Raw genomic sequence first — 18,917 nt, 5'->3', positions numbered from 1 at the left:
CGGTGAGTCTGGACAACCCGGGCCGCCGCCGCGCACCGGCGAGCTAACGCAGATCCGGGTTCGGCTTGTACGACAGCATCAGGCGGAACGGGTGCACGTCCCAGGTCTGCACCGCCCACATGGTCAGCCTGCCGTCGCTGCGGGCGTGGTCCTCGTCGCGGACGCGGGCGAAACCCGCCGTGTCCGGGGTGGACAGCGGCGGCAGGGTGTCCCAGAACTGGGCGCCCACCGGGATCGGCGAGGTCTCCACCACGCACGACGGGTTCGCCCGGTCGCCATCGTGCACCTGCAGCGCCATCAGCACGTGCTTGTCCGCGCCGTCGGCGGTGGAAGCGGTGCGCACCAGCAGCATTTCGGCCCGGTCGCCCGCGGCCACGGACAGCTCACCGATCCAGTCGAACGCCGCGACGATCTCCTCGGAGGTGATGCTCGTGTACGCGGTCTCGTCGCTGACCGGCGCGACCGGCACGGGCGGCAGGCCCGGCGACAACACGAGCACCCCGTTCGCCGGGTACAGCCAGCCCGCCTCGCAGCCTTCGGTGTCGGTCACCGGCCGCCGGTCGGTGCCGCCGCGGCCCAGCAGGGCGCGCACCGCGTCGGCGTCCTGCAACCGCCAGAAGGTCATCTGCTCGTTCACCGTCCACAGCGGCAGGAACGGCCCGATCGGCAGCCCGATCGCCACCGACACCGGCGAGCCGAACGGCGGCAGCGCGCCGAATGCCGGGTCCAGCTTCGCGGTGGCCAGCACGTGCCGGAGCCAGCGCCGGGCGCGGCTGAGCGGATGGTCCGGGAAGCGCTGGTCGAACCGCGGGTCGTCGCCGCGGTGCCAGGGCAGCTTCGGCTGGGTCCCCGGCGCGTACGGGTGCGGCGAGTAGAACGCGTCGGGGCTCCCGGTCTCGCTGATCGTGTCCGAGAGCAGCGCCGCCTCGCGGGCGCCGGTCATCGAACCCTCGAAGGCGATCAGCTTCAGCATCACGCTGGATTCCGCCTTGGGCACCGTGACCGAGGCGATGAACACCTGGCCCGGCCGGTCCGGCAGGGGCAGCTTCACCACCTGCAGCAACGCGGGCACCCCGTCCAGGGTCACCACGAACGCCTCCACCAGCCCACCGGCCTCCGCGGTCTGCACGGCCAGCTCGTACCGCAGGCGGGGCACGTCGTCGAGACCCGCGGGCAGGCTCGGCACCAGGTCGAAGAAGTGCGCGGACATGCGGTCCCCGGTGGCCGGGTCGACCCAGGACGCGTCGCCGTCCGGCTGGAACCCCGACGTGTCGGGCATGATCCTCATACCGCTGACCCTAGAGGGAATGTGACGCTCGCGGAGGCATTGTCACTTGATTCGCCTCTGGCACCATCCTCCCCGTGCCGGACGCAAACCTGGTGGGTCTCGAGGTGACGCGGGAGTGGGCGCTGTCCGGCACGTGGTCGGTGCTCGACGGGGTGACGCGCCACCAGGTGGAGGACCGGGAGCCGCTCGGCACCGGCCTGACCGCGGCTTACCGGATCACCGGCGATCCGCCCACGCTGGAACTGGACCGCCCGATCGACGCGGACCTGGGCGGCACCCGCTTCGCCAGGGTGGCGCGGGAGGCCGATCCGGCGCTGTGGCACGGGATCGGCCTCGGCTGATCCGCCCGATCGGGTGTGCCGGCGATCGGCCACCGGGTGTCCCGCTCCCGTATCGTCGGTGTCTTCGCCCGACGGGCAGAACCTCCGACGGAGAAGAACGAGGTGAAGCGATGCTGTGGACCATTCTCGGCTGGATCCTGTTCGGACTGATCGCCGGTTTCATCGCGCGAGCGCTGGTCCCGGGCAAGGACGACATCGGCCTGCTGCGCACGATCGTGCTGGGCGTGATCGGCTCGGTGGTCGGCGGGCTGCTGTTCGGCCTGCTCACCGTCGGCCTGCGCGGGTTCCAGCCGGCCGGGTGGATCGGGTCGATCATCGGCGCGGTCATCGTCCTGCTCATCTACAACAAGGTGAGCGGGCGCCGGAACCGCCCGCGCGTCTGAACCACGGATTCGCCCGCCGGAAGCACCGGCGGGCGAATCGGTTCGCGGAGCCTTTTAGAGGAAGGCGCTCTGCCCGGTGATCGCCTTGCCGACGATCAGGGTGTTCATCTCGCGCGTGCCTTCGAAGGAGTAGATCGCCTCGGCGTCGGCGAAGAAGCGGGCCACGTCGTGCTCCAGCAGGATGCCGTTGCCGCCGAAGATCTCCCGGCTCCAGGCGACCACCTCACGCATGCGCGCGGTGACGAACGCCTTGGCCAGTGACGAGTGCTCGTCCCGGAAGACGCCGTTGTCCTGCAGGCGGGCGAGCTGGATCAGCATGCCCCACGACGCGGTGATGTTGCCCAGGCTCTTCACCAGCAGGTCCTGCACCAGCTGGAAACCGGCGATCGGGCGGCCGAACTGCCGGCGCTGTTTGGCGTAGTCCAGCGCGAGTTCGTAGGCCCCGACCATCACGCCGAGCGCCTGCCAGGCGACCCCGCCGCGGGTGGCGCGCAGGATCTCCGCGACGTCGCGGAAGGAGTTGATGTTCTGCAGGCGGTTCGCCTCGGGCACGCGGACCTCGGTCAGGGTGATCTCGGCGTTCTCCACGATCCGGAACGCGGTCTTGCCCTCGATCTTCACCGGGGTGAAGCCGGGCGTGCCCCGCTCGACGACGAAACCCTTGACGTGGTTGTCGTCGAGGTCGCGTGCCCACACCACGACGTAGTCGGCGAAGGTCGCGTTGCCGATCCACTTCTTGGCGCCGTTGAGGATCCAGGTGCCGCCGTCGCGCCGGGCGGTGGTCCGCATACCGCCCGCCACGTCGGAACCGCCGAGCGGTTCGGTCATCGCGAACGCGCCGATCTTGTCCATCGCGGCCATCGCGGGCAGCCACCGGTCCCGTTGTTCCTGGCTGCCACCGGAGTGGATCGAGTACATCGCCAGTCCGTTGTGGACACCGAAGAAGGTGGCCACCGAGGCGTCGGTGCGCGTCATCTCCATCGCGAGCATGCCGGTGAGCAGGTGGCTCGCCGCGCCGCGGTGCTCGCCGTAGCCTTCGTAGGGCAGTCCGGCCAGCCCGCTCTCCCGGAACAGGCCGATGAGTTCCTTCGGGAACTCGCCCTTGGCCCAGTTCTCGTTCACCAGCGGCTTGACCTCGGTGCGCATGAATTCCCTTGCCTGGACGAGGATTTCGCGCTCGTCTTCCGGCAGCAGTGCTTCGTAGTCGTAGAAATCGGCGGTCAGCATCTCAGTTCTTCCCTTCGGCCAGTGCGGACAGGACGGCGAGTTGCCTGCGGTCGCGCGCCTCGGTGAGTTGCGAGTACGTGGCCGAGCCATAAGCCTTCTCGACGGCTTCGATGAGCCGTTCCTGTTCTTCTTCGTTCTGCGATGGCCGGCCCAGACCGGCCCACATCTGCTTCATCGACTTGCCGATGTGCTCGGCCATGTGCCGGTAGCCACCGGGCCCGCCACCCAGGTGCGAGCCGAGGAACGGCCCGACCGTGGCCCAGCGGATGCCGAGCGAGTTCGTCATCACCCGGTCGAGTTCCTCGGGGGTCACCACGCCCTGTTCGACGAGGTAGATCGCCTCCCGGCTGAGCGCGTTCTGCAGGCGGTTGCCGACGAAGCCCGGGATCTCTTTGCGCTCCACCACCGGTGTGCGCCCGAGGGCGGTGTAGAAGTCCACCGCGGCCCGCACCGAGTCCTCGCTCGTGCGCTCCCCCGGCACCACCTCGACCAGCGGGATCAGGTGCGGCGGGTTGAACGGGTGCCCGATCAGGACCCGGCTCGCGTCGTCCAGGTCACCGGTGAAGGCGGACGAGGGGATGGCCGACGACGAACTCAGCAGCAACGCGTGCCGCGGTGCTTCGCGGACCAGCGTGGCGAACAGGTCCTTTTTGAACTCGACGTCCTCGGGTCCGTTCTCCTGCACGAAATCCGCGTCCCGGACGGCTTCGGTGACGGTACCGGCGAGGTGCACCCGGCCGGCCAGGCCGTCGACGTCCAAGCCCTGCGCGGCCAGGTGCGGGGTGAACTCGGCCAGCGCGGCGGCGACGGCCTCGGCGAGGTCCGGCCGCGGGTCGCTGACCCGGACGGTCAGGCCGTGCCCGGCGAACAACGCCGTCCACGACAACCCGATGGTGCCGGCGCCGATCACCGCGGCGGTGCGGGGTTCCTGGCTCATGAGCGTGCTCCTTCCAGGTAGTCGAAGACCGGCTTGACCGGAGCGAGCGTCAGGTCGGTGCGCAGGTGGCTGGCGCTGACGACCTCGAGCACCGGCAGATCGGCCAGCGGGGCGAGGACGTGCTGGAACAGCTGCAGCCGGGCGGGGCCGGTGTAGGCCTCCTTGATCACCACGTCGGTGATCTCGGTGCGGACCAGCTCCTGCACGCGCGGCGAGCCGTCGTAGCCGGGGATGGTCTTGAGCATGAACGTCGGCACGGTGATCTGGGCCGCGGCCTCGTCGTGGCCGAGTTCGTGGTGCTTGTAGCCCATGGTCGCGGTGGCGACCCGCAGCGTGCCGTAGTCCAGGGTGCCCACCAGGACGCCGTGGTCGGCGTAGAGGCTGGGCGCGCCGACCGTCTTCGGGTACGCGCTGACCTCACGCCCGGAGGCGGTCGCCGGGAAGTTGTCGAGGTACATCGCGTGCAGGTACTCGCCCCGCTCGCCGTCGAAGCTGACCTCGATCGCCTGGCCGGCCTCGGTGTAGGGGCCGTAGCCGCTGACGTCGCCCATCTTCATCACCTCGAAGCGGACGAGCGGCTCGTCGATCTCCAGTGGCTCGGGGACCACGGCACGCAGGGCGCCGGCGTCCGTGCGGTAGACGATGTTGAGGTATTCGCGGTCGGTGAACCTGGGGACCACCGGCGCGAAGGCCGGGCTGGTCAGCGGGGTGGTCACGTGGCGGCGGACTTCGTCGATCTTCATTTCACTTCCCCGTCCATTCCGGGGCGCGGCGCTCGGCGAAGGCGGTCATGCCCTCGCGGACGTCGGCCGAGGCCATCAGTTCGCCCATCACCTCGCGTTGCGCGGCGAAGGCTTCGGGCTCCGGCACGCCGTCGGCGGCACGCACGATCTTCTTGACCGCGGCGAGCGCGAGCGGCGCGTTCAGCGCCAGCTGCTCGGCCAGCTGCAACGCCACGGCGGCGGTGTCACCGGGCGCGGTGACCCGGTTGACCAGGCCCAGTTCACCGGCTCGGCGGCCGGTGACCGGCTCGCCGGTGAGCAGGAACTCCATCGCGAGGTGGTGCGGGATCCGCTTCGGGAGCCGGAGCACGCCACCGCCCGCGGCGATCAGCCCGCGCTTGACCTCGGGCAGGCCGAACTTCGCGTCCTCGGCGGCGACGATCAGGTCGCAGCCCAGCGCCAGTTCGAACCCGCCGCCCATGGCCCAGCCCTCCACGGCTGCGATCACCGGTTTGGTGAGTTCGGCCTCGGTCAAGCCGCCGAACCCTCGGCCGGCCACCTCGGGCGACTCGCCACGCAACGCGGCCTTGAGGTCCATTCCGGCGCTGAAGGTGCTCTCGGCGCCGGTCAGCACACCGGCCCGCAGCGCCGGATCGGTTTCCAGCTCGTCCAGCGCGGCAGCCAGCTCGGTGGCGACCGCGGCGTTCACCGCGTTGCGCGCATCCGGGCGGTCGATGGTGATCAGCAGGGTCGAGCCGATTCGCTCGGCACGCACTGTGCTCATGTTTCTTCTCTCCTTACCGGGTGGCCAGCTCGGCGAGGACCTCGTCGGTGTCCTGCCCCGCGACCGGGGCCAGGCGGCGGATCGAGCCGGGGGTGGCGGAGAACTTGATCGGGATGCCGACCGTGCGGATCGGGCCCTCGGTCGGGTGCTCGACGGTGTCGAGCAGGTGGCCCTCTCGGACGTACTCGTCGTCCTCGGCGTGGTCCAGTTCCAGCACCGGGGCCATCGGGATGCTGTGCTCGGCGCAGACCTCGGTCCATTCGGCGGTGGTCAGCGCCGGGGCGCATTCGTCGATCAGCTCGGCCAGCGCTTCGTGGTCGGCGCCGTCGATGGCTTCCCCGTTGACGCGCGGGTCCTCGGCGAGGTCGGGCCGCCCGGCCGCAGTGAAGAAGTCGCGGAAGTTCTGCGGGTTGTAGGGGATGACGCAGGCGAGCCCATCGCGCGTGCGCACCGCCCGGTGGCCCTTGTTCATCGACAGCGGGAAGCCGGTCGGGCCCTGGGCGGGCTCGAACACGTGCCCCGACAGGTGCTCCACCAGGTTGAACGCGATCAGCGTGTCGGTCATCGGGATCTCGATCCGCTGCCCCTGCCGGGTCCGGTTCCGGTGCACCAGCGCGGCGAGCACGCCGTAGACGATGGTCAGCGAGGAGACCTTGTCGCCGAGGATGGTCGGCAGGTAGACCGGGGTGCCGAGCGCGCGGTTGGCGATGTCGACCAGGCCGGAGGCGGCCTGCACGGTCTCGTCGTAGGCGGCGTTGCCCGCCCGGTCGGAGTCGCCGCGGAAGCCCTGGGCGTGGGCGTAGACCAGGCCGGGGTTGGCTTCGGCGAGGTCCTCGTAGGTCATGCCGAGGCGCTTGAGCGCGCCGGGGCGCATGTTGGTGATCAGCACGTCCGCGGTGCCGATCAGCTCGAGCGCCCGCTCCCGCTCGCCGGGATCCTTCAGGTTGAGGGCCACGCTGCGCTTGTTGCGGTTGACGTTGAGGTTCAGCGGGGTCATGCCCGGCGTGGTCCGGTACTGGCCCACGCGCACGGTGTCGGCAGGCGATTCGATCTTGATCACGTCGGCGCCCAGGTCACCGAGGATCTGGGCGGCGTAGGGGCCCATCACCACGGTGGAGAGGTCGATCACGCGCACCCCGGCCAGCGGACCGGCGGAGTCGGTTGTGTGCACCATCACTTGGTCCTTTCGCGCCTTTTGCTTTGTTTCCCTTACCTGCAAAGCTAGTCGCGTCGGACCGGAATGGGAATGATCATGTCACGAAGAATGGTATGACCACAGCGGTCATACCATTCTTTCCGTTTTGTCACCTGTCGAGCGGTCCGGCGAAGACCTCGCGGGCCGCGGCGACGAGTTCGTCCAGGTCACCGCCGTGAGCCCGGTCATGCTGCCAGACCAGCCCGGTGTCCAGCCGAGGCCGGAAATCGGTGAACGGCAGCACGGTCACGTTGTCCAGCCGATAGCCGCTCATCGGACTTCCCGGGTCCAGCATGGAAATCGAGAACGCCATTCCGGTGGAAATGATTTCGGAGACGCCACCATAGCCGGTGTCGGCCAGTTTGATGCGTTTGCGGATCCCCCGCTCGAAGAGTTCACGGTCGAGCTGGTCGAAATAGGCCGGGGTGATCTCGGCCGGGGTGGCGACGTAGGAGAGCTCGGTCAGCTCGGCCAGCGAGACGGCGTCCCGCCCGGCGAACTGGTCCGCCGGCACCACCGCGCCGAGCCGTTCCGACATGACGGTCAGCTGGTCCAGCGCCGGATCGCCGACGGGCAACCGGGCCAGCGCGAGCGCCAGTTTGCCCTCGCGTACCGCGCTGACCAGCGCCGGGGTGGTCCCGGGCCACCGTTTGAGTTCGAACCGCTCGCGGACCCGCTCGGCGAGGGTGTTGACCCGGGCCCGCAACTCGGGGTGCACTCCGGCGGGCATGCCGAGGAACACCGTGGCGCGCCGGGCCCCGGTCGCCTCGCGCAGCCGCCACGGAATGGCGTTGACCTGGTCCAGCACGTCCCGCGCGATCGGCAGCAGCGCGGTCCCGGCCGGGGTGAGCGTGACGTGGTGCGTGCTGCGGTCGAACAGCCGCTGCCCGAGTTCGTGCTCGAGGTCCTTGATCCGCTGGCTCAGCGGGGACGCCGCCATGTGCAAGCGCCGCGCCGCCGCCGAGAAGTTCAACTCCTCGGCGACGGCGACGAAGTAACGCAGGTGCAGCATCTCCACCCGGCCGACTCTAGGCGCTGCCCATCGGGTCTTCCCTGACTACTGGCCGGATCCCACCGCGCAGGTGAGGTCCCGCGACGGGCGCTGCCCGGTGGTCAGGAACACCGTCGCCACGTCGTTGGCGCACTTGTTGCCGCCGTACGGGTAGACGCCGTGCCCGCCCTGGTCGGTGGTCACCATCCTGGCCCGCTCGCCGAACGCCCGCCGCAGCATCTGGGCACCCGCCAGCGGCGTGCCGGGGTCGCGTTCGTTCTGCACCATGAGCACGTTCGCCGGGCCGCGGTCACCGATGCGCACCGGCGGCTCGGGCCGCTCGTCCGGCCAGAACGCGCACGGCCCGATGTTGGCCGTGGTACCGCCCACCAACGGGTACCGCAGCCGGTCGACCGCGGTAGCGCGCTGGTAGTCCCGGATTTCGTCCGGCCAGCGCGAATCACCGCAGATCACCAGGAACCGGGCGGCCATGAAGTTCCTCATGTCCATCGGCGGCTCCAGCGGCGGCGGCTGCTGCCCGTTGTCGAGCGCCTTCCAGATCTCGGCCAGCGTGGGCAGCAGGGCGTCGCTGTAGAGGCGGTCGAAGGTGTGCCCGCGGAACAACGTCCCGTCGATGCCGTGGACCGGGTTCGCCTGCAGCCGCCTCGCGAGGTCGAAGTACTTCGCCCTCACCTGTTCGGGTGTGGTGCCCAGGCCGTACTCGGGGTGCGCGGCCACGAACGCCGCGAAGTCCGGGAACCGGTCCTCCATGCCCCGGGCGAACAACCGCATGGCCGTGGCGTCGTACCCGCCCGGGCCGAGGTTGCTGTCGAGCAGGATCCGGTCGCTGCGCTCCGGGAACAGCGTCGTGTACACCGCACCGAGGTAGGTGCCGTAGGAAGCTCCGAGGTACGAGATCTTCGGCTCCCCCAGCGCCTCCCGGATCCGGTCCAGGTCTCGCGCGGTGTTCGCCGTCGTGGTGTGCGGCAGCATCCACGCCGTCTCGGAGGTGGCGCACTGCTCGGCGATGGCCCGCGCGTTCTTCGCCTCCTTCGTGACATCGGCCGCGGTGTGCGCGTACGGCGGGAAGTTGCCGCGGCTTTGCTGTTCCAGTGTCAGATCGCAGGTCACCGGCGTGCTACGGCCGACACCGCGCGGGTCGAAGCCGATCACGTCGTAGGTGTCCAGCACTTCCTGCGGCAGCATGCCCGCACTGGCCAGCACTGCCGGGTAGCCGAGTCCCGAAATCCCCGGACCACCCGGATTGGTCAGCAACACGCCGCGACGCTGCGCGGGTTTTTCGCTCGCCATCCGGGAGATCGCGATCTCGATCTGCCTGCCGCCGGGGTCCCGGTAGTCCAGCGGGACTTCGAGCGTCGCGCATTCGAGCCGGGGCGCGGTCCCGTTCTCCGAGCACGGGCCCCACCGCACGGTGTCCGGCGTCGCCGCCACCGACGAGCCCGGGATCACGGTCGCCGCCACCGCGCCGACGGCGAGGACGAAGGACAATGCCTTCTTCTTCACGGCTGCCCCCTCAATCCGTTCGCCACACAGTCACCTTCGCTCATCGCGTTCCTCCGTTCCGCCCGGTTGTTCCGGTACGGGAAGGAGTCTGTCCATTCCGCACCACCGGCACATCGACCCGGCGACCCGGCCCGTCTTCGACCCGGGTCGGGGTGGGTATGCGACTCCGGTCGGGGGCACGACGGTCCTCGGGGCGGCTGCACCGTCCCGCCCGGCTTCGCGATACTGGCCGGGTGAACACGGACGTCGCGCCACGGCCCGGCGGGTGGCAGCAGACCTGGCGGTTGCTGGCGGCCGCGGCGCTGGGCATCCCCTTCTGGCTTTCCACCGGTACGTTGCTGCCGCGGGGGTGCGCGGCCGACACGTGTTCCTGGTTCGTCACCGGCGATCCGCTGCTCGCGCTCGCCTGCCTGGTGGCGCTCCTGTGGCGGCGGCGGTTCCCGTTCACCGTCGCCATGGCGGTCGTGGTCGCCTCGACCGCGTCGACGCTGGCCGCCGGTGCCGCGCTGCTGGCCCTGTGCTCGATCGCCGCTCGCCGCCGCCCGGTGGAGATCGGGGTCGTCGTGGCGGCCTACGTGGCCGGGTCGCAGTTCGCCGCCGGGCTCTACCCGATCGAGGCCCTGCCCGGACCGCTGTGGTTGCGGCTCGCGCTCCCGGTGATGAGCGCGGGCATCGCGGTGGCCACCGGCCTGGCCATCGAAGCGCGGCGGGCCGAAGTCCGGTCCTTGCGGGCCAGGGCGGAAAGCGCGGAACGGGAACAGAGCGCGCGGGCGGCACAGGCACGGGCGCTGGAACGCAACCGGATCGCCCGCGAGATGCACGACGTGCTCGCGCACCGGATCTCCCTGGTCGCCATGCAGGCCGGGGTGCTGGACCACCGCCGCGACCTCACCGCCGAGGAGAACCGCGTGCTGGTCCGCGGCATCGCCGACGCTTCCCATCAAGCACTGGAAGAACTGCGTGGCGTGCTCGGTGTGCTCCGGGCCGACCCTGGCCTCCCGGAACCACCACAGCCTTCCCTGGACCGGATCCCCGAACTGGTGGCCGACGCCCGCGCCTCCGGACTGGACGTCACGTTCACCAGCACCGTGACGGGCGACCCCGCCGGTGCCGCCGGGCGGACCTGCTACCGGATCGTCCAGGAAGGACTGACCAACGCCGCGAAGCACGCGCCCGGCGCACCGGTGGATATCGTCCTCAGTGGACGGTCCGGGGACGGGCTGCGCGTCCGCGTCCACAACCGCGCGGCCACCACCACGACCACCCGGCCACCGGCCTCCGGGTTCGGCCTCCTCGGCCTCACCGAACGCGTCGCCCTCGCCGGCGGGAAGCTCGAGCACCACCCGGAACCCGGGCACGGGTACGTCCTCAGCGCGGAACTACCCTGGCCGGACCACCACGACAGGAGCGGATGAGTGGACAGCGAGCGGAAGCCGGTGCGGGTGGTCATCGTCGACGACGACCAGCTGGTGCGGATGGCGCTGCGGCTCGTCCTCGACGGCGAACCGGACCTGACCGTGGTCGCGGAGGCGGCCGACGGCGACTCCGCGCTCACCGTGGTGGCCGGGCAGCGGCCGGACGTGGTGCTGATGGACGTGCGGATGCCCGGCCGCGACGGGCTCAGCACGACCAGGGAGCTGCTCACCCGGCCGTCGCCGCCGCGGGTGCTCATGCTGACCACCTTCGACTCCGACGACCTGGTGCTCGGCGCCCTGCGTGCCGGAGCGCTCGGGTTCGTCCTCAAGGACACCCCTCCGGCGAAGATCGTCGAGGCGGTGCGGACCGTCGCCGAGGGGAACCCCGCGCTGTCCCCGGTGGCCACGGCACGGGTGATCGCCGCGGCCACCTCCGGTTCGCGCGGCTCGTCCCGCGAAGCCGCGCGGGAACGACTGTCCACATTGACCGAACGGGAACTCGACACCGCCCGGGCCATCGCGGACGGGCTGGGCAATCCGGAGATCGCCGAGCGGCTGCGCATCAGCGTCGCGACCGTCAAGGCGCACACCGGCAACCTGTTCGCCAAGCTGGCGGTGGAGAACCGGGTGCAGATCGCCCTCGTGGTCCGCGACGCCGAAGGCTGACCCGCTGGGCGAACCGCGGGATTGAACCGCCGCCGGATCGGGAAGCCGGTCCCAGCGAGTGCCGGAAGGACGCGGGGAGGACGCCGGATGACCCTGGGAACGCTGATCGCCTTCGTGGGCGTGGTGATGCTGGCCTACGTGGTGCCGGGACCGGATTGGATGGTCATCCTCCGCTACTCCGCCCGCAGCCGCCGCTACGGCTTCCTCGCCGCCGCCGGTGTGCAGTGCGGGCTCTGCGTACACATGGCCGCGGCCGCGCTGGGGGTGTCGACCGCGCTTTTGCACAGTCCGGCGGCCTTCACCGTGCTCAAGCTCGCCGGTGCCGCCTACCTGGTCTTCCTGGGGGTCCAAGCGCTGTGGCAGTCGTGGCGCAAGCGCCGGGGTGAGACGCCCGCGGCGGACGAACAGGCCGACGGCACCACCGTCGACGCCGGAGCGGGCCGGGTGTTCCGGCAGGCCTTCGTCTCCAACGTCCTGAACCCCAAGGCCGCGCTGTTCTTCGTCAGCGTGCTGCCGCAGTTCCTCGACCCCGCGGGCTCCGCCGCCGCGCAGGTACTGGTGCTCGGTTTACTGGACATCGGTCTCGGCGTGCTGTGGTGGCTGGCCTTCGTCCTGCTCACCGCGCGGCTGTCCGGGCTGATGCGGCGATCCGGACCGCGGAAGGTGCTCGACCGCGTGACCGGCACAGCACTCGTCGGCCTCGGCGCCACCTTGGCCGCCACCAGCTGAGGGTGGTGGAGTCGATGCCGCACCGCGGGGCCGTGCTGGTGTTGTGCCTGGCGCAGTTCGTCGACGTGCTGGGCGTGACGATCGCCGTGGTCGGCCTGCCGGAGATCGGCGCCGGGCTCGGCGGTTCCGGGGCGGCCACGCAGTGGGTGGTCAGCGGCTACGCCTTGCTGTTCGGCGGTTTCCTCGTCCCCGCGGGCCGGATCGGGGACCGGTTCGGGCACCGCCGGGTCTTCCTCGGCGGGGTGCTGGCGTTCACCGCCGCGAGTCTGGCCGCCGGGCTCGCGACGAGCCTGCTGATGGTGATCATCGCCAGGGCGGTGCAGGGGCTGGCCGCGGCTTTTGTTGTCCCGTCGGCCTTTTCGCTGTTGCTGGGGCTGACGGCCGAGGGCGGCGAGCGGGTGAGGGCGGTGGGCTGGTGGACGGCCACCGCGGCCGCCGGTGGGGCCGCGGGCTTCCTGTTCGGCGGGGTGCTCGTGCAGGTCTTCGGCTGGCGGTCGATGTTCCTGCTGAACGTGCCCATCTGCGTTGTGGTGCTGGTGCTCGCCCCGCGCCTGCTGGCCGCGGGTCCTGTCGGCGTGCGGCGGCGTGAACCGCTGGACCTGCCGGGCGCTCTGCTCGTCACCGGCGGATTGCTGGCCGGGATCGCCGGGGTCACCGGGATCGCGCGGCCGGTGACCCTGCCGGTGGCGGTGCTCCTGCTGGTGGCGTTCGTCTTCGTCGAACGGCGGGCGCCGAATCCGTTGGTACCGGGTCGATTGGTCGGTTCGCTGCAGTTCGATTCGGCGCTGGTGGTGGCTTTCGCGCTGACCTTCGCCACCACTCCGGCCAGCGTGGTGGCGACGGCGTTCTTCCAGACCACCAAGCACCTGCCGCCCGTGCTGACCGGTGTGCTGTTCGCGCCGTTCAGCGTGGGCGTCGTGCTGGGCAGCGCGGCGGGCGTCCGGCTGCTCGACCGCCTCGGCCGCCGGTTCACCGCGGCCACCGGGTTCGGCGGGGTGGTGCTCGGGCTGGTGCTGGGCACCTTGGCCGTGCACACCGGCTCGACCGCGCTCTTCGCCGTGTCACTGGGGATCTGCGGGATCGGTCTCGGCGCGGCTTCGGTCGCCGCCACGCACGCGGGCACCGCCGTCGTCGAAGAGCGCGACCACGGCATCGCCTCCGGACTGCTCAACACCGCGCCGCAACTGGGGTCGGCCCTGGGCACCGCGGTGATCGGCGCGGTGGCGCTGGCCGCCGTGCCGCCGGACCTCGCGCTGGGCATGCTCGTCACCACCGCGGTGGCCGTCGCGGGCACCGCCGTCACCTTCGGCCTGCGGACCACTCCTCAGACAAGCAGACAAGACTGCTAGAGTTCGCCCATGGCGGCATCGGTACGACGGCGTCCACTGGCCGCGCAGGCGGCGGAGGCCCTGCTGGAGAACATCCGTTCCGGGCAGTGGCCCCTCGGGCACAAACTCCCCGGCGAGGCGACGCTCGCGGCGCAGCTGGGCGTCGGGCGGTCGACCCTGCGTGAGGCGATCCGGGAACTGGCAGGCAAGGGGGTCCTCGATTCGCGGCAGGGCGCGGGCGTCTTCGTGACCGCGCTCGACGTGACCGAGGACTGGGACGCGGTGCTCCAGCGCGCCTCGGTGGTGTCCGTGCTCGAAGCGCGGGTGGCCATCGAAGCGGAAGCGGCGTCGCTCGCGGCCGTGCGCCGCACGCCGGTGGACGTCCGGGCGATCAAGCGCGCACTGGTGCACCGCCGCCGGCAGGATCGCGGCATCGAGGACCACGTCGACGCGGACATGGACTTCCACCGGGCCGTGGTGGTCGCGGCGCACAACGACGTGCTGACGGAACTGTTCGACAGCTTCGTCCCGCGGGTGCGCAAGGCGATGGTCGACATGCTCCGAGCCCGCCCGCTGGACTCGCCCGACGCCGACCACGAGGCGCACACGGCCCTGGCCGACGCGATCGCCGCACGTGATCCGCGGGCCGCGGCCGAGGCCAGCCGTTCCCATCTGACCGAGTTGAAGCAGGCTTTCGCATGACCCCGGTACTGGAACTGCGCGACGTCACCTTCCGCCGTCAGGGCAAGCAGATCCTGCACGACGTGAACCTCACCGTGCGCGGGGGTGAGCACTGGGCGCTGCTCGGGCCGAACGGTGCCGGGAAGAGCACCGTGCTCGGCCTGTGCGGCGCGGTGACCCATCCCACGACGGGCACCGTGCACGTGCTGGGCGAGCAACTGGGGCGGGTGGAGCTCCAGGCGCTGCGCCGCACGATCGGGCACGTCAACCCGCGGCATCCTCTGCGTTCGCCGCTGACCGTCCGGGAGGTCGTGCTGACCGGGATCACCGGGTCCGTCGATCTCCCACCCCGCTGGCGCCCGGCGCCCACCCACCTGTCCGACGCCGACGCACTTCTGGATGTCCTGGGTCTGCAAGGGAAAGCCGCGCAGCACTGGCCCACCCTCTCCCAAGGCGAACGGGGCCGGACGCTGCTGGCCCGCGCCCTGGTCAGCCACCCGCGGCTGCTGTTGCTGGACGAGCCCTCCACCGGCCTGGACCTGGCCGCGCGGGAACAGTTGCTCGAAACCATCGACCTGCTCGACCGGACCCACCCCGGCGTCGCGTCGATCCTGGTGACCCACCACCTCGAAGAGCTGCCGGCCACCACCACGCACGCCGCCCTGCTGGCCCACGGCTACGTCGTAGCCGCGGGCCCGGCTCGCGACACCATCACCACCGCGAACGTCACCGCCGCCTTCGACCACCCCATCGGGGTCCACCACGAGCACGGCCGCTGGTCCGCCCGCTCCCTCCTGGCCACCACCGTCCCCTGACCCCACCCTCGGCGGTCCTGTGTCCCGCCGGGACTCGCCGGGTGGCGGAGCGGGCTTGACCTTGACCCGGGGCGGGGTGTTTCGGTCACCGCATGCCGCGCTCTCGTCTGGTCCTCCCCCTCTACGCCTTGGCGGAGGCCTTCTCCTTCTTCGGCAATTCGGCCATCCAGCTGGTGCTTCCCTGGCTGGTGCTCCTGCGCACCGGCGACCCGGCCGCCGCGGCGGGGGTGGCGGCGGCCACCGGGGTGGCCCAGATCCTCGCGACGGTCGCCGTCGGGCCGTTGATCGATCGGTTCGGGGCGCGGCGGATGGCTGTCCTCGCCGATGTCTGCAGTGCGGCGTCGGTGGCGGCGCTCGCACTCCTCGACACCCTCGGCGGGCTTTCCCTCCTCGCGCTGGTGCTGCTCGCGGCAGCCGGTGGGCTCTTCGACATTCCCGGCATGACCGCTCGCCAGACCCTCATGCCCCGCGTCGCGGAGCGTGGGGGCATCTCGCTCGACACCGTGGCGGGGCTGCGCCAGGGCATCTTCGGGTTGTCTTTCCTCGCCGGACCCGCGGTGGCCGGAGTTTTGCTAGCGGTGCTGACTCCGGGAACCGTGCTTTGGCTTACTTCGGCTTGTTCGGGGCTGGCAGCGCTGGCGACACTGGCCATTCGCGTCCCTCCCGTGGGCGGCGACGGCGCCGAGCCGGGGTTCCGCGGAGCTTGGCGGACCGTGCGGCGCCACGCGGTCATCGTCAAGCTGCTCGTGGTCGCCACCATGGGCTCGCTCGTCTCCACTCCCCTGCTCTCCGTGCTGCTCCCGGCGCACTTCGCCGCGTTGGGCCGCCCCGACTTCCTCGGCTTCACGATGTCCTCGTTCGCGGTGGGCGTCATCGCGGGCTCGGCGCTCTACGCGCTGCTCGTCCGCTCCTCACGCCGTCTGGCGTGGGTCGTCTCGATCGCCGCGTCGACCGCCGGGCTGGTGCTCATCGCGACGCTCGACGGGTTCTGGGTGGTCGCGGCCGGGGCGATCGTCGTCGGCCTCGGCAGCGGGGTCGTCAGCCCGCTCTTCGGCGTGGTCATCAGCGAGCGGGTGCCCGGCACGCAACTCGGCCGGGTGATGGGCTTTTCGAACGCCCTGTCGCTCGCGGCCGGCCCGATCGGCCTCGCCGCGACCGGCCTGGTCGTCGGCGCGGGCAGCCTCGGCGCGCTCGCCTGGGGGATCGCCGGTGTCTGGGTGCTCATGGCGGCATTCGCGTTGTCCGGCCGCGGGCTGCGCGACCTGGAGTCGCCTTCCGCCGGGCCGGGGGACGAGGATGGTGCTCGGGAAGCGAAGGAGCAGGCCATTGCTGACGATCAGCCAACTCGCTGAGCACGCCGGCTGCACCGTCAAGGCCGTGCGCGTCTACCACGCCCGCGGCCTCCTGCCCGAACCCGGCCGCGACGCGTCGGGCTACCGGCGCTACGGCGCCCAGGACGTCATCGACCTCAGCCGGATCGTGACGCTCTCGAAAGCCGGTGTGCCGCTCGCCGACATCCCCGCGATGCTCGCCGCCGGCGACGAAGAGCACCGCGAAGCCGTCGAACGCATCGACGCCGACCTGGCCGGCCGCATCGACGAACTCCGCCACCGCCGCGCCCGGCTCACCCTGCTGCGCACCCCCGACCGCCTGTGCCTGCCCGAAATCGCGACCGGCCTGCTCGACCGGCTCCGCGAACTCGGGTTCTCCGAGCGCTACGTGACCATCGAGCGCGACACCTGGATCCTCGCCACCGCCGTCATGCCCGCGATCATCGACGAGTACCTCCCGACCAAACTCGCCCTGCTCGACGACGAGGAGTACGTCCGCGTGCTGCGCGTCTACGACGAAGCGCTCGACTGGGCTCCCGACGACCCCCGCATCGACGAACTCGCGCGGGCGACGCTCACCGAAGGCATGCGGGTCACGATGCCCGGCGACACCGCCGCGATCCGCGAGCTGCCGCCCGAGATCGTGGACATCGTCACCGCCTACCAGGGCGACGCCCCCGCCTGGCGGGCACTCGACGAGCGCACCCGGCGGCTGGCCGAGGAGTACCGGGGCGGGCTCACCACGGGATGACCTGGTCCAGGGAGTCCGGGCCGCGGAAGACGCCGGTCGGGCCGTCGGCGGGCAGGGTAGCGAGCTGGACCGCGACGGCGGCGCCATCGGCCGTGGTGCGCTCGCCGCGGTGGAACGGCGCGGCGGCGTTCTGGTCGGTCGGCACCAGCCCGGGCCCGGCGGCGTTGACCTTGATGCCGTCGGCGCGCAGGGCGTCGGCGTAGATGAGGGTCAGCGCGTTGAGCGCGGCCTTCGACGAGCTGTAGGCGAGGAAGGCCCGGCTCGCTGAATCGCTGAGCACGGTCAACGAGCCGAGCCCGCTGGAGATGTTCACGATGCGGGGATTGGGCGACCGCCGGAGCAGCGGCACGCAGGCCGCGGTCACCGTGACGACGCCGAACACGTTGACCTCGTACACCTCACGCAGGTGCGCGGCGGTGACGCCGGTGGCCGGGACACCCCACTCGGTCATGATCCCGGCGTTGTTGACCAGCACGTCCAGCCGTCCCGTCTCGTCCTCGATCGTGCGCACGGCCGCCTCGACGGACTCCGGCTCGGTCACGTCGATCCGCACGGGACGGATGTCCACAGTGGCCCCTGTGGCCGGTGCGGCGGCTCGGCCTCGTGAGAGATCGCGGGCACCGAGGTACACGGTGAGTCCCCGCTCGGCGAGTTGCCGGGCGATTTCCCGGCCGATGCCTTTGTTGGCGCCCGTGACCAGGGCTACGTCGTTCATGCGCCCAGTCCAGCCGTCCGCGGCCCGGAACGGAAATACCGATCGGGTGCCCTCCCCTACCCTGGCGGTATGCCGGAAATCCGGGAACTGCGGTACTTCCGCGCCGTCGCCGAGGAACTCAACATCACCCGCGCGGCCGAGCGGCTCGGCATCGCCCAGCCGCCGCTGTCCCGGGCCGTGCGCCTGCTGGAGCGGCGGCTCGGTGTCGAACTCTTCGACCGCGGCGGGCACCGGCTGGCCTTGACCGAGGCCGGGGAGGTGCTGCTCGAGGAGAGCGCGGTGGTGCTCGGCGCGCTGGACTCCGCGGTGCGCCGGACGCGGCGTGCGGCTGATCGCGGACTGGTGGTCACCGCCAAACCGGGCGTGGCCACGGAACTGCTGCGGCGGGTCTGCGCGCAGTTCCGGGCGGAGCGGGAAGCGCCGGACCTGCGCGTGGTGGTGAGCGGCTTCGGCGAGCAGGCCGACATGGTCCGCGACGGCCGCGCGGACGTGGCGATCGCCGCCTGCGTCGACGGTCACGGGCTCGACACCGAACTGCTGGCGACCGAACCCCGCGTCGCCGCGCTGCACCCGGGGCACGAACTGGCCGGGCGCGCGGTCCTCGGCACCGCGGACCTGGCCGCCGAACCGGCACCCCGGTGGAGCGATCCGGCGGTCGTCGACCGCGAGTACTGGCTCGGGCACCCGGACCGGCCGGCCGGTCCGGTGGTGCGCGACAGCGCGCAGTTGCTGGAGGTGATCGCGCTGGGGCAGGCCGTAGCGCTGGTGCCCGCGTCGCTGGCCGCGAAGAACGTCCGGCCCGACGTGACCTACCGCCCCGTTCCCGACGCGATGCCGTACCGGACGCTGCTGCTGTGGCCGGCGGGCAGCCGCTCGCCGTGGCTGGCCCGCTTCGTCCGGACCGCGATCGAAGAAAGCACCAGCTGACGAGCCGAATCCGAATTCGCTTCCCAACGTCCGGGAGACCGAATTCAGGCCGGCCTGAATGGTCTCGTCACCGGAATCCGCGGCTGGCGCTTTCACCACCACGGCCCCCGTACCCGCTCCCCCGGTGAGGTGACTTCCGCGGTGCGGCCTCCGCCCGGCCGGTGGCC

Annotated in this window: 20 protein-coding genes; 11 read left to right on the top strand and 9 right to left on the bottom strand. The window is 71.3% G+C overall.

The window, feature by feature from the left end; translation table 11 throughout:
* Window positions 1-43: 43 nt before the first annotated feature.
* Window positions 44-1,288 carry a hypothetical protein gene (locus tag L3Q67_RS24405; protein ID WP_499183797.1) on the bottom strand — a complete coding sequence of 415 codons (1,245 nt, stop codon included), beginning with the start codon at window positions 1,286-1,288 and terminating at the stop codon, window positions 44-46.
* Between the two features lie 74 nt (window positions 1,289-1,362).
* Here L3Q67_RS24405 and L3Q67_RS24400 point away from each other — a divergent pair, with 74 nt between their 5' ends.
* The gene (locus tag L3Q67_RS24400; RefSeq protein ID WP_499183796.1) at window positions 1,363-1,629 is read left to right on the top strand and encodes a hypothetical protein; all 267 of its coding nucleotides are present in this window, start codon (window positions 1,363-1,365) and stop codon (window positions 1,627-1,629) included.
* A 110-nt stretch (window positions 1,630-1,739) separates the two neighbouring features.
* Window positions 1,740-2,012, top strand: a complete 273-nt coding sequence (locus L3Q67_RS24395; RefSeq protein WP_499183795.1) for a GlsB/YeaQ/YmgE family stress response membrane protein — start codon at window positions 1,740-1,742, stop codon at window positions 2,010-2,012.
* A gap of 54 nt (window positions 2,013-2,066) precedes the next feature.
* Here L3Q67_RS24395 and L3Q67_RS24390 read toward each other — a convergent pair whose 3' ends face one another.
* From L3Q67_RS24390 to L3Q67_RS24360, 7 genes are all read right to left on the bottom strand, one after another.
* Window positions 2,067-3,239, bottom strand: a complete 1,173-nt coding sequence (locus L3Q67_RS24390) for an acyl-CoA dehydrogenase family protein (RefSeq protein WP_499183794.1) — start codon at window positions 3,237-3,239, stop codon at window positions 2,067-2,069.
* A 1-nt stretch (window position 3,240) separates the two neighbouring features.
* Complete coding sequence (locus tag L3Q67_RS24385; RefSeq protein ID WP_499183793.1) at window positions 3,241-4,176, bottom strand: 3-hydroxyacyl-CoA dehydrogenase family protein; 936 nt, start codon at window positions 4,174-4,176, stop codon at window positions 3,241-3,243.
* The gene (locus L3Q67_RS24380; RefSeq protein WP_499183792.1) at window positions 4,173-4,919 is read right to left on the bottom strand and encodes an acetoacetate decarboxylase; all 747 of its coding nucleotides are present in this window, start codon (window positions 4,917-4,919) and stop codon (window positions 4,173-4,175) included. The genes L3Q67_RS24385 and L3Q67_RS24380 overlap by 4 nt, the downstream gene beginning before the upstream one ends.
* Before the next feature lies 1 nt (window position 4,920).
* The gene (locus tag L3Q67_RS24375) at window positions 4,921-5,682 is read right to left on the bottom strand and encodes a Clp protease/crotonase-like domain-containing protein (RefSeq protein WP_499183791.1); all 762 of its coding nucleotides are present in this window, start codon (window positions 5,680-5,682) and stop codon (window positions 4,921-4,923) included.
* Between the two features lie 13 nt (window positions 5,683-5,695).
* Window positions 5,696-6,856: a CaiB/BaiF CoA transferase family protein gene (locus L3Q67_RS24370; protein WP_499183790.1), complete on the bottom strand. Its 1,161-nt coding sequence runs from the start codon at window positions 6,854-6,856 to the stop codon at window positions 5,696-5,698.
* A 130-nt stretch (window positions 6,857-6,986) separates the two neighbouring features.
* Window positions 6,987-7,895: a LysR family transcriptional regulator gene (locus tag L3Q67_RS24365; protein ID WP_499183789.1), complete on the bottom strand. Its 909-nt coding sequence runs from the start codon at window positions 7,893-7,895 to the stop codon at window positions 6,987-6,989.
* A gap of 39 nt (window positions 7,896-7,934) precedes the next feature.
* A complete protein-coding gene (locus tag L3Q67_RS24360) occupies window positions 7,935-9,392 on the bottom strand; it encodes an alpha/beta hydrolase (RefSeq protein WP_499183788.1) in 1,458 nt (485 codons plus the stop codon).
* 233 nt (window positions 9,393-9,625) lie between these two features.
* On the opposite strand from L3Q67_RS24360, the gene L3Q67_RS24355 reads away from it, so the two are divergent.
* The 8 genes from L3Q67_RS24355 to L3Q67_RS24320 all read left to right on the top strand — a co-directional run bounded on the left by L3Q67_RS24355 (window position 9,626) and on the right by L3Q67_RS24320 (window position 17,108).
* Window positions 9,626-10,807, top strand: a complete 1,182-nt coding sequence (locus tag L3Q67_RS24355; protein ID WP_499183787.1) for a sensor histidine kinase — start codon at window positions 9,626-9,628, stop codon at window positions 10,805-10,807.
* Complete coding sequence (locus L3Q67_RS24350; protein ID WP_499183786.1) at window positions 10,808-11,473, top strand: response regulator transcription factor; 666 nt, start codon at window positions 10,808-10,810, stop codon at window positions 11,471-11,473.
* Between the two features lie 87 nt (window positions 11,474-11,560).
* Entirely contained in the window at window positions 11,561-12,202 is a 642-nt protein-coding gene (locus L3Q67_RS24345; RefSeq protein ID WP_499183785.1) for a LysE family translocator, read from the top strand.
* Window positions 12,203-12,216: 14 nt separating this feature from the next.
* Window positions 12,217-13,551: an MFS transporter gene (locus L3Q67_RS24340; protein WP_499183784.1), complete on the top strand. Its 1,335-nt coding sequence runs from the start codon at window positions 12,217-12,219 to the stop codon at window positions 13,549-13,551.
* A 9-nt stretch (window positions 13,552-13,560) separates the two neighbouring features.
* Window positions 13,561-14,232: a FadR/GntR family transcriptional regulator gene (locus L3Q67_RS24335; protein ID WP_499183783.1), complete on the top strand. Its 672-nt coding sequence runs from the start codon at window positions 13,561-13,563 to the stop codon at window positions 14,230-14,232.
* The gene (locus L3Q67_RS24330) at window positions 14,229-15,026 is read left to right on the top strand and encodes an ABC transporter ATP-binding protein (RefSeq protein WP_499183782.1); all 798 of its coding nucleotides are present in this window, start codon (window positions 14,229-14,231) and stop codon (window positions 15,024-15,026) included. The genes L3Q67_RS24335 and L3Q67_RS24330 overlap by 4 nt, the downstream gene beginning before the upstream one ends.
* A gap of 92 nt (window positions 15,027-15,118) precedes the next feature.
* Window positions 15,119-16,378: an MFS transporter gene (locus tag L3Q67_RS24325; protein ID WP_499183781.1), complete on the top strand. Its 1,260-nt coding sequence runs from the start codon at window positions 15,119-15,121 to the stop codon at window positions 16,376-16,378.
* Window positions 16,353-17,108, top strand: a complete 756-nt coding sequence (locus tag L3Q67_RS24320; RefSeq protein ID WP_499183780.1) for a MerR family transcriptional regulator — start codon at window positions 16,353-16,355, stop codon at window positions 17,106-17,108. The genes L3Q67_RS24325 and L3Q67_RS24320 overlap by 26 nt, the downstream gene beginning before the upstream one ends.
* On the opposite strand, the gene L3Q67_RS24315 is transcribed toward L3Q67_RS24320, so the two are convergent.
* Window positions 17,095-17,823, bottom strand: coding sequence for a Rossmann-fold NAD(P)-binding domain-containing protein (locus L3Q67_RS24315; protein ID WP_499183779.1), 729 nt, complete (start codon window positions 17,821-17,823; stop codon window positions 17,095-17,097). The two genes, L3Q67_RS24320 and L3Q67_RS24315, sit on opposite strands and share 14 nt — an antisense overlap.
* Before the next feature lie 69 nt (window positions 17,824-17,892).
* Here L3Q67_RS24315 and L3Q67_RS24310 point away from each other — a divergent pair, with 69 nt between their 5' ends.
* On the top strand, window positions 17,893-18,750 hold the full coding sequence (locus L3Q67_RS24310; protein WP_499183778.1) for a LysR family transcriptional regulator: 858 nt from the start codon (window positions 17,893-17,895) through the stop codon (window positions 18,748-18,750).
* Window positions 18,751-18,917: the final 167 nt, after the last annotated feature.

The organism is Saccharothrix sp. AJ9571 (genome assembly GCF_021725495.1).
Taxonomy (GTDB): domain Bacteria; phylum Actinomycetota; class Actinomycetes; order Mycobacteriales; family Pseudonocardiaceae; genus Amycolatopsis; species Amycolatopsis magusensis.
The sequence above is the reverse complement of the archived record's forward strand: the minus strand, read 5'-3'. Positions and strand labels throughout refer to the sequence as shown.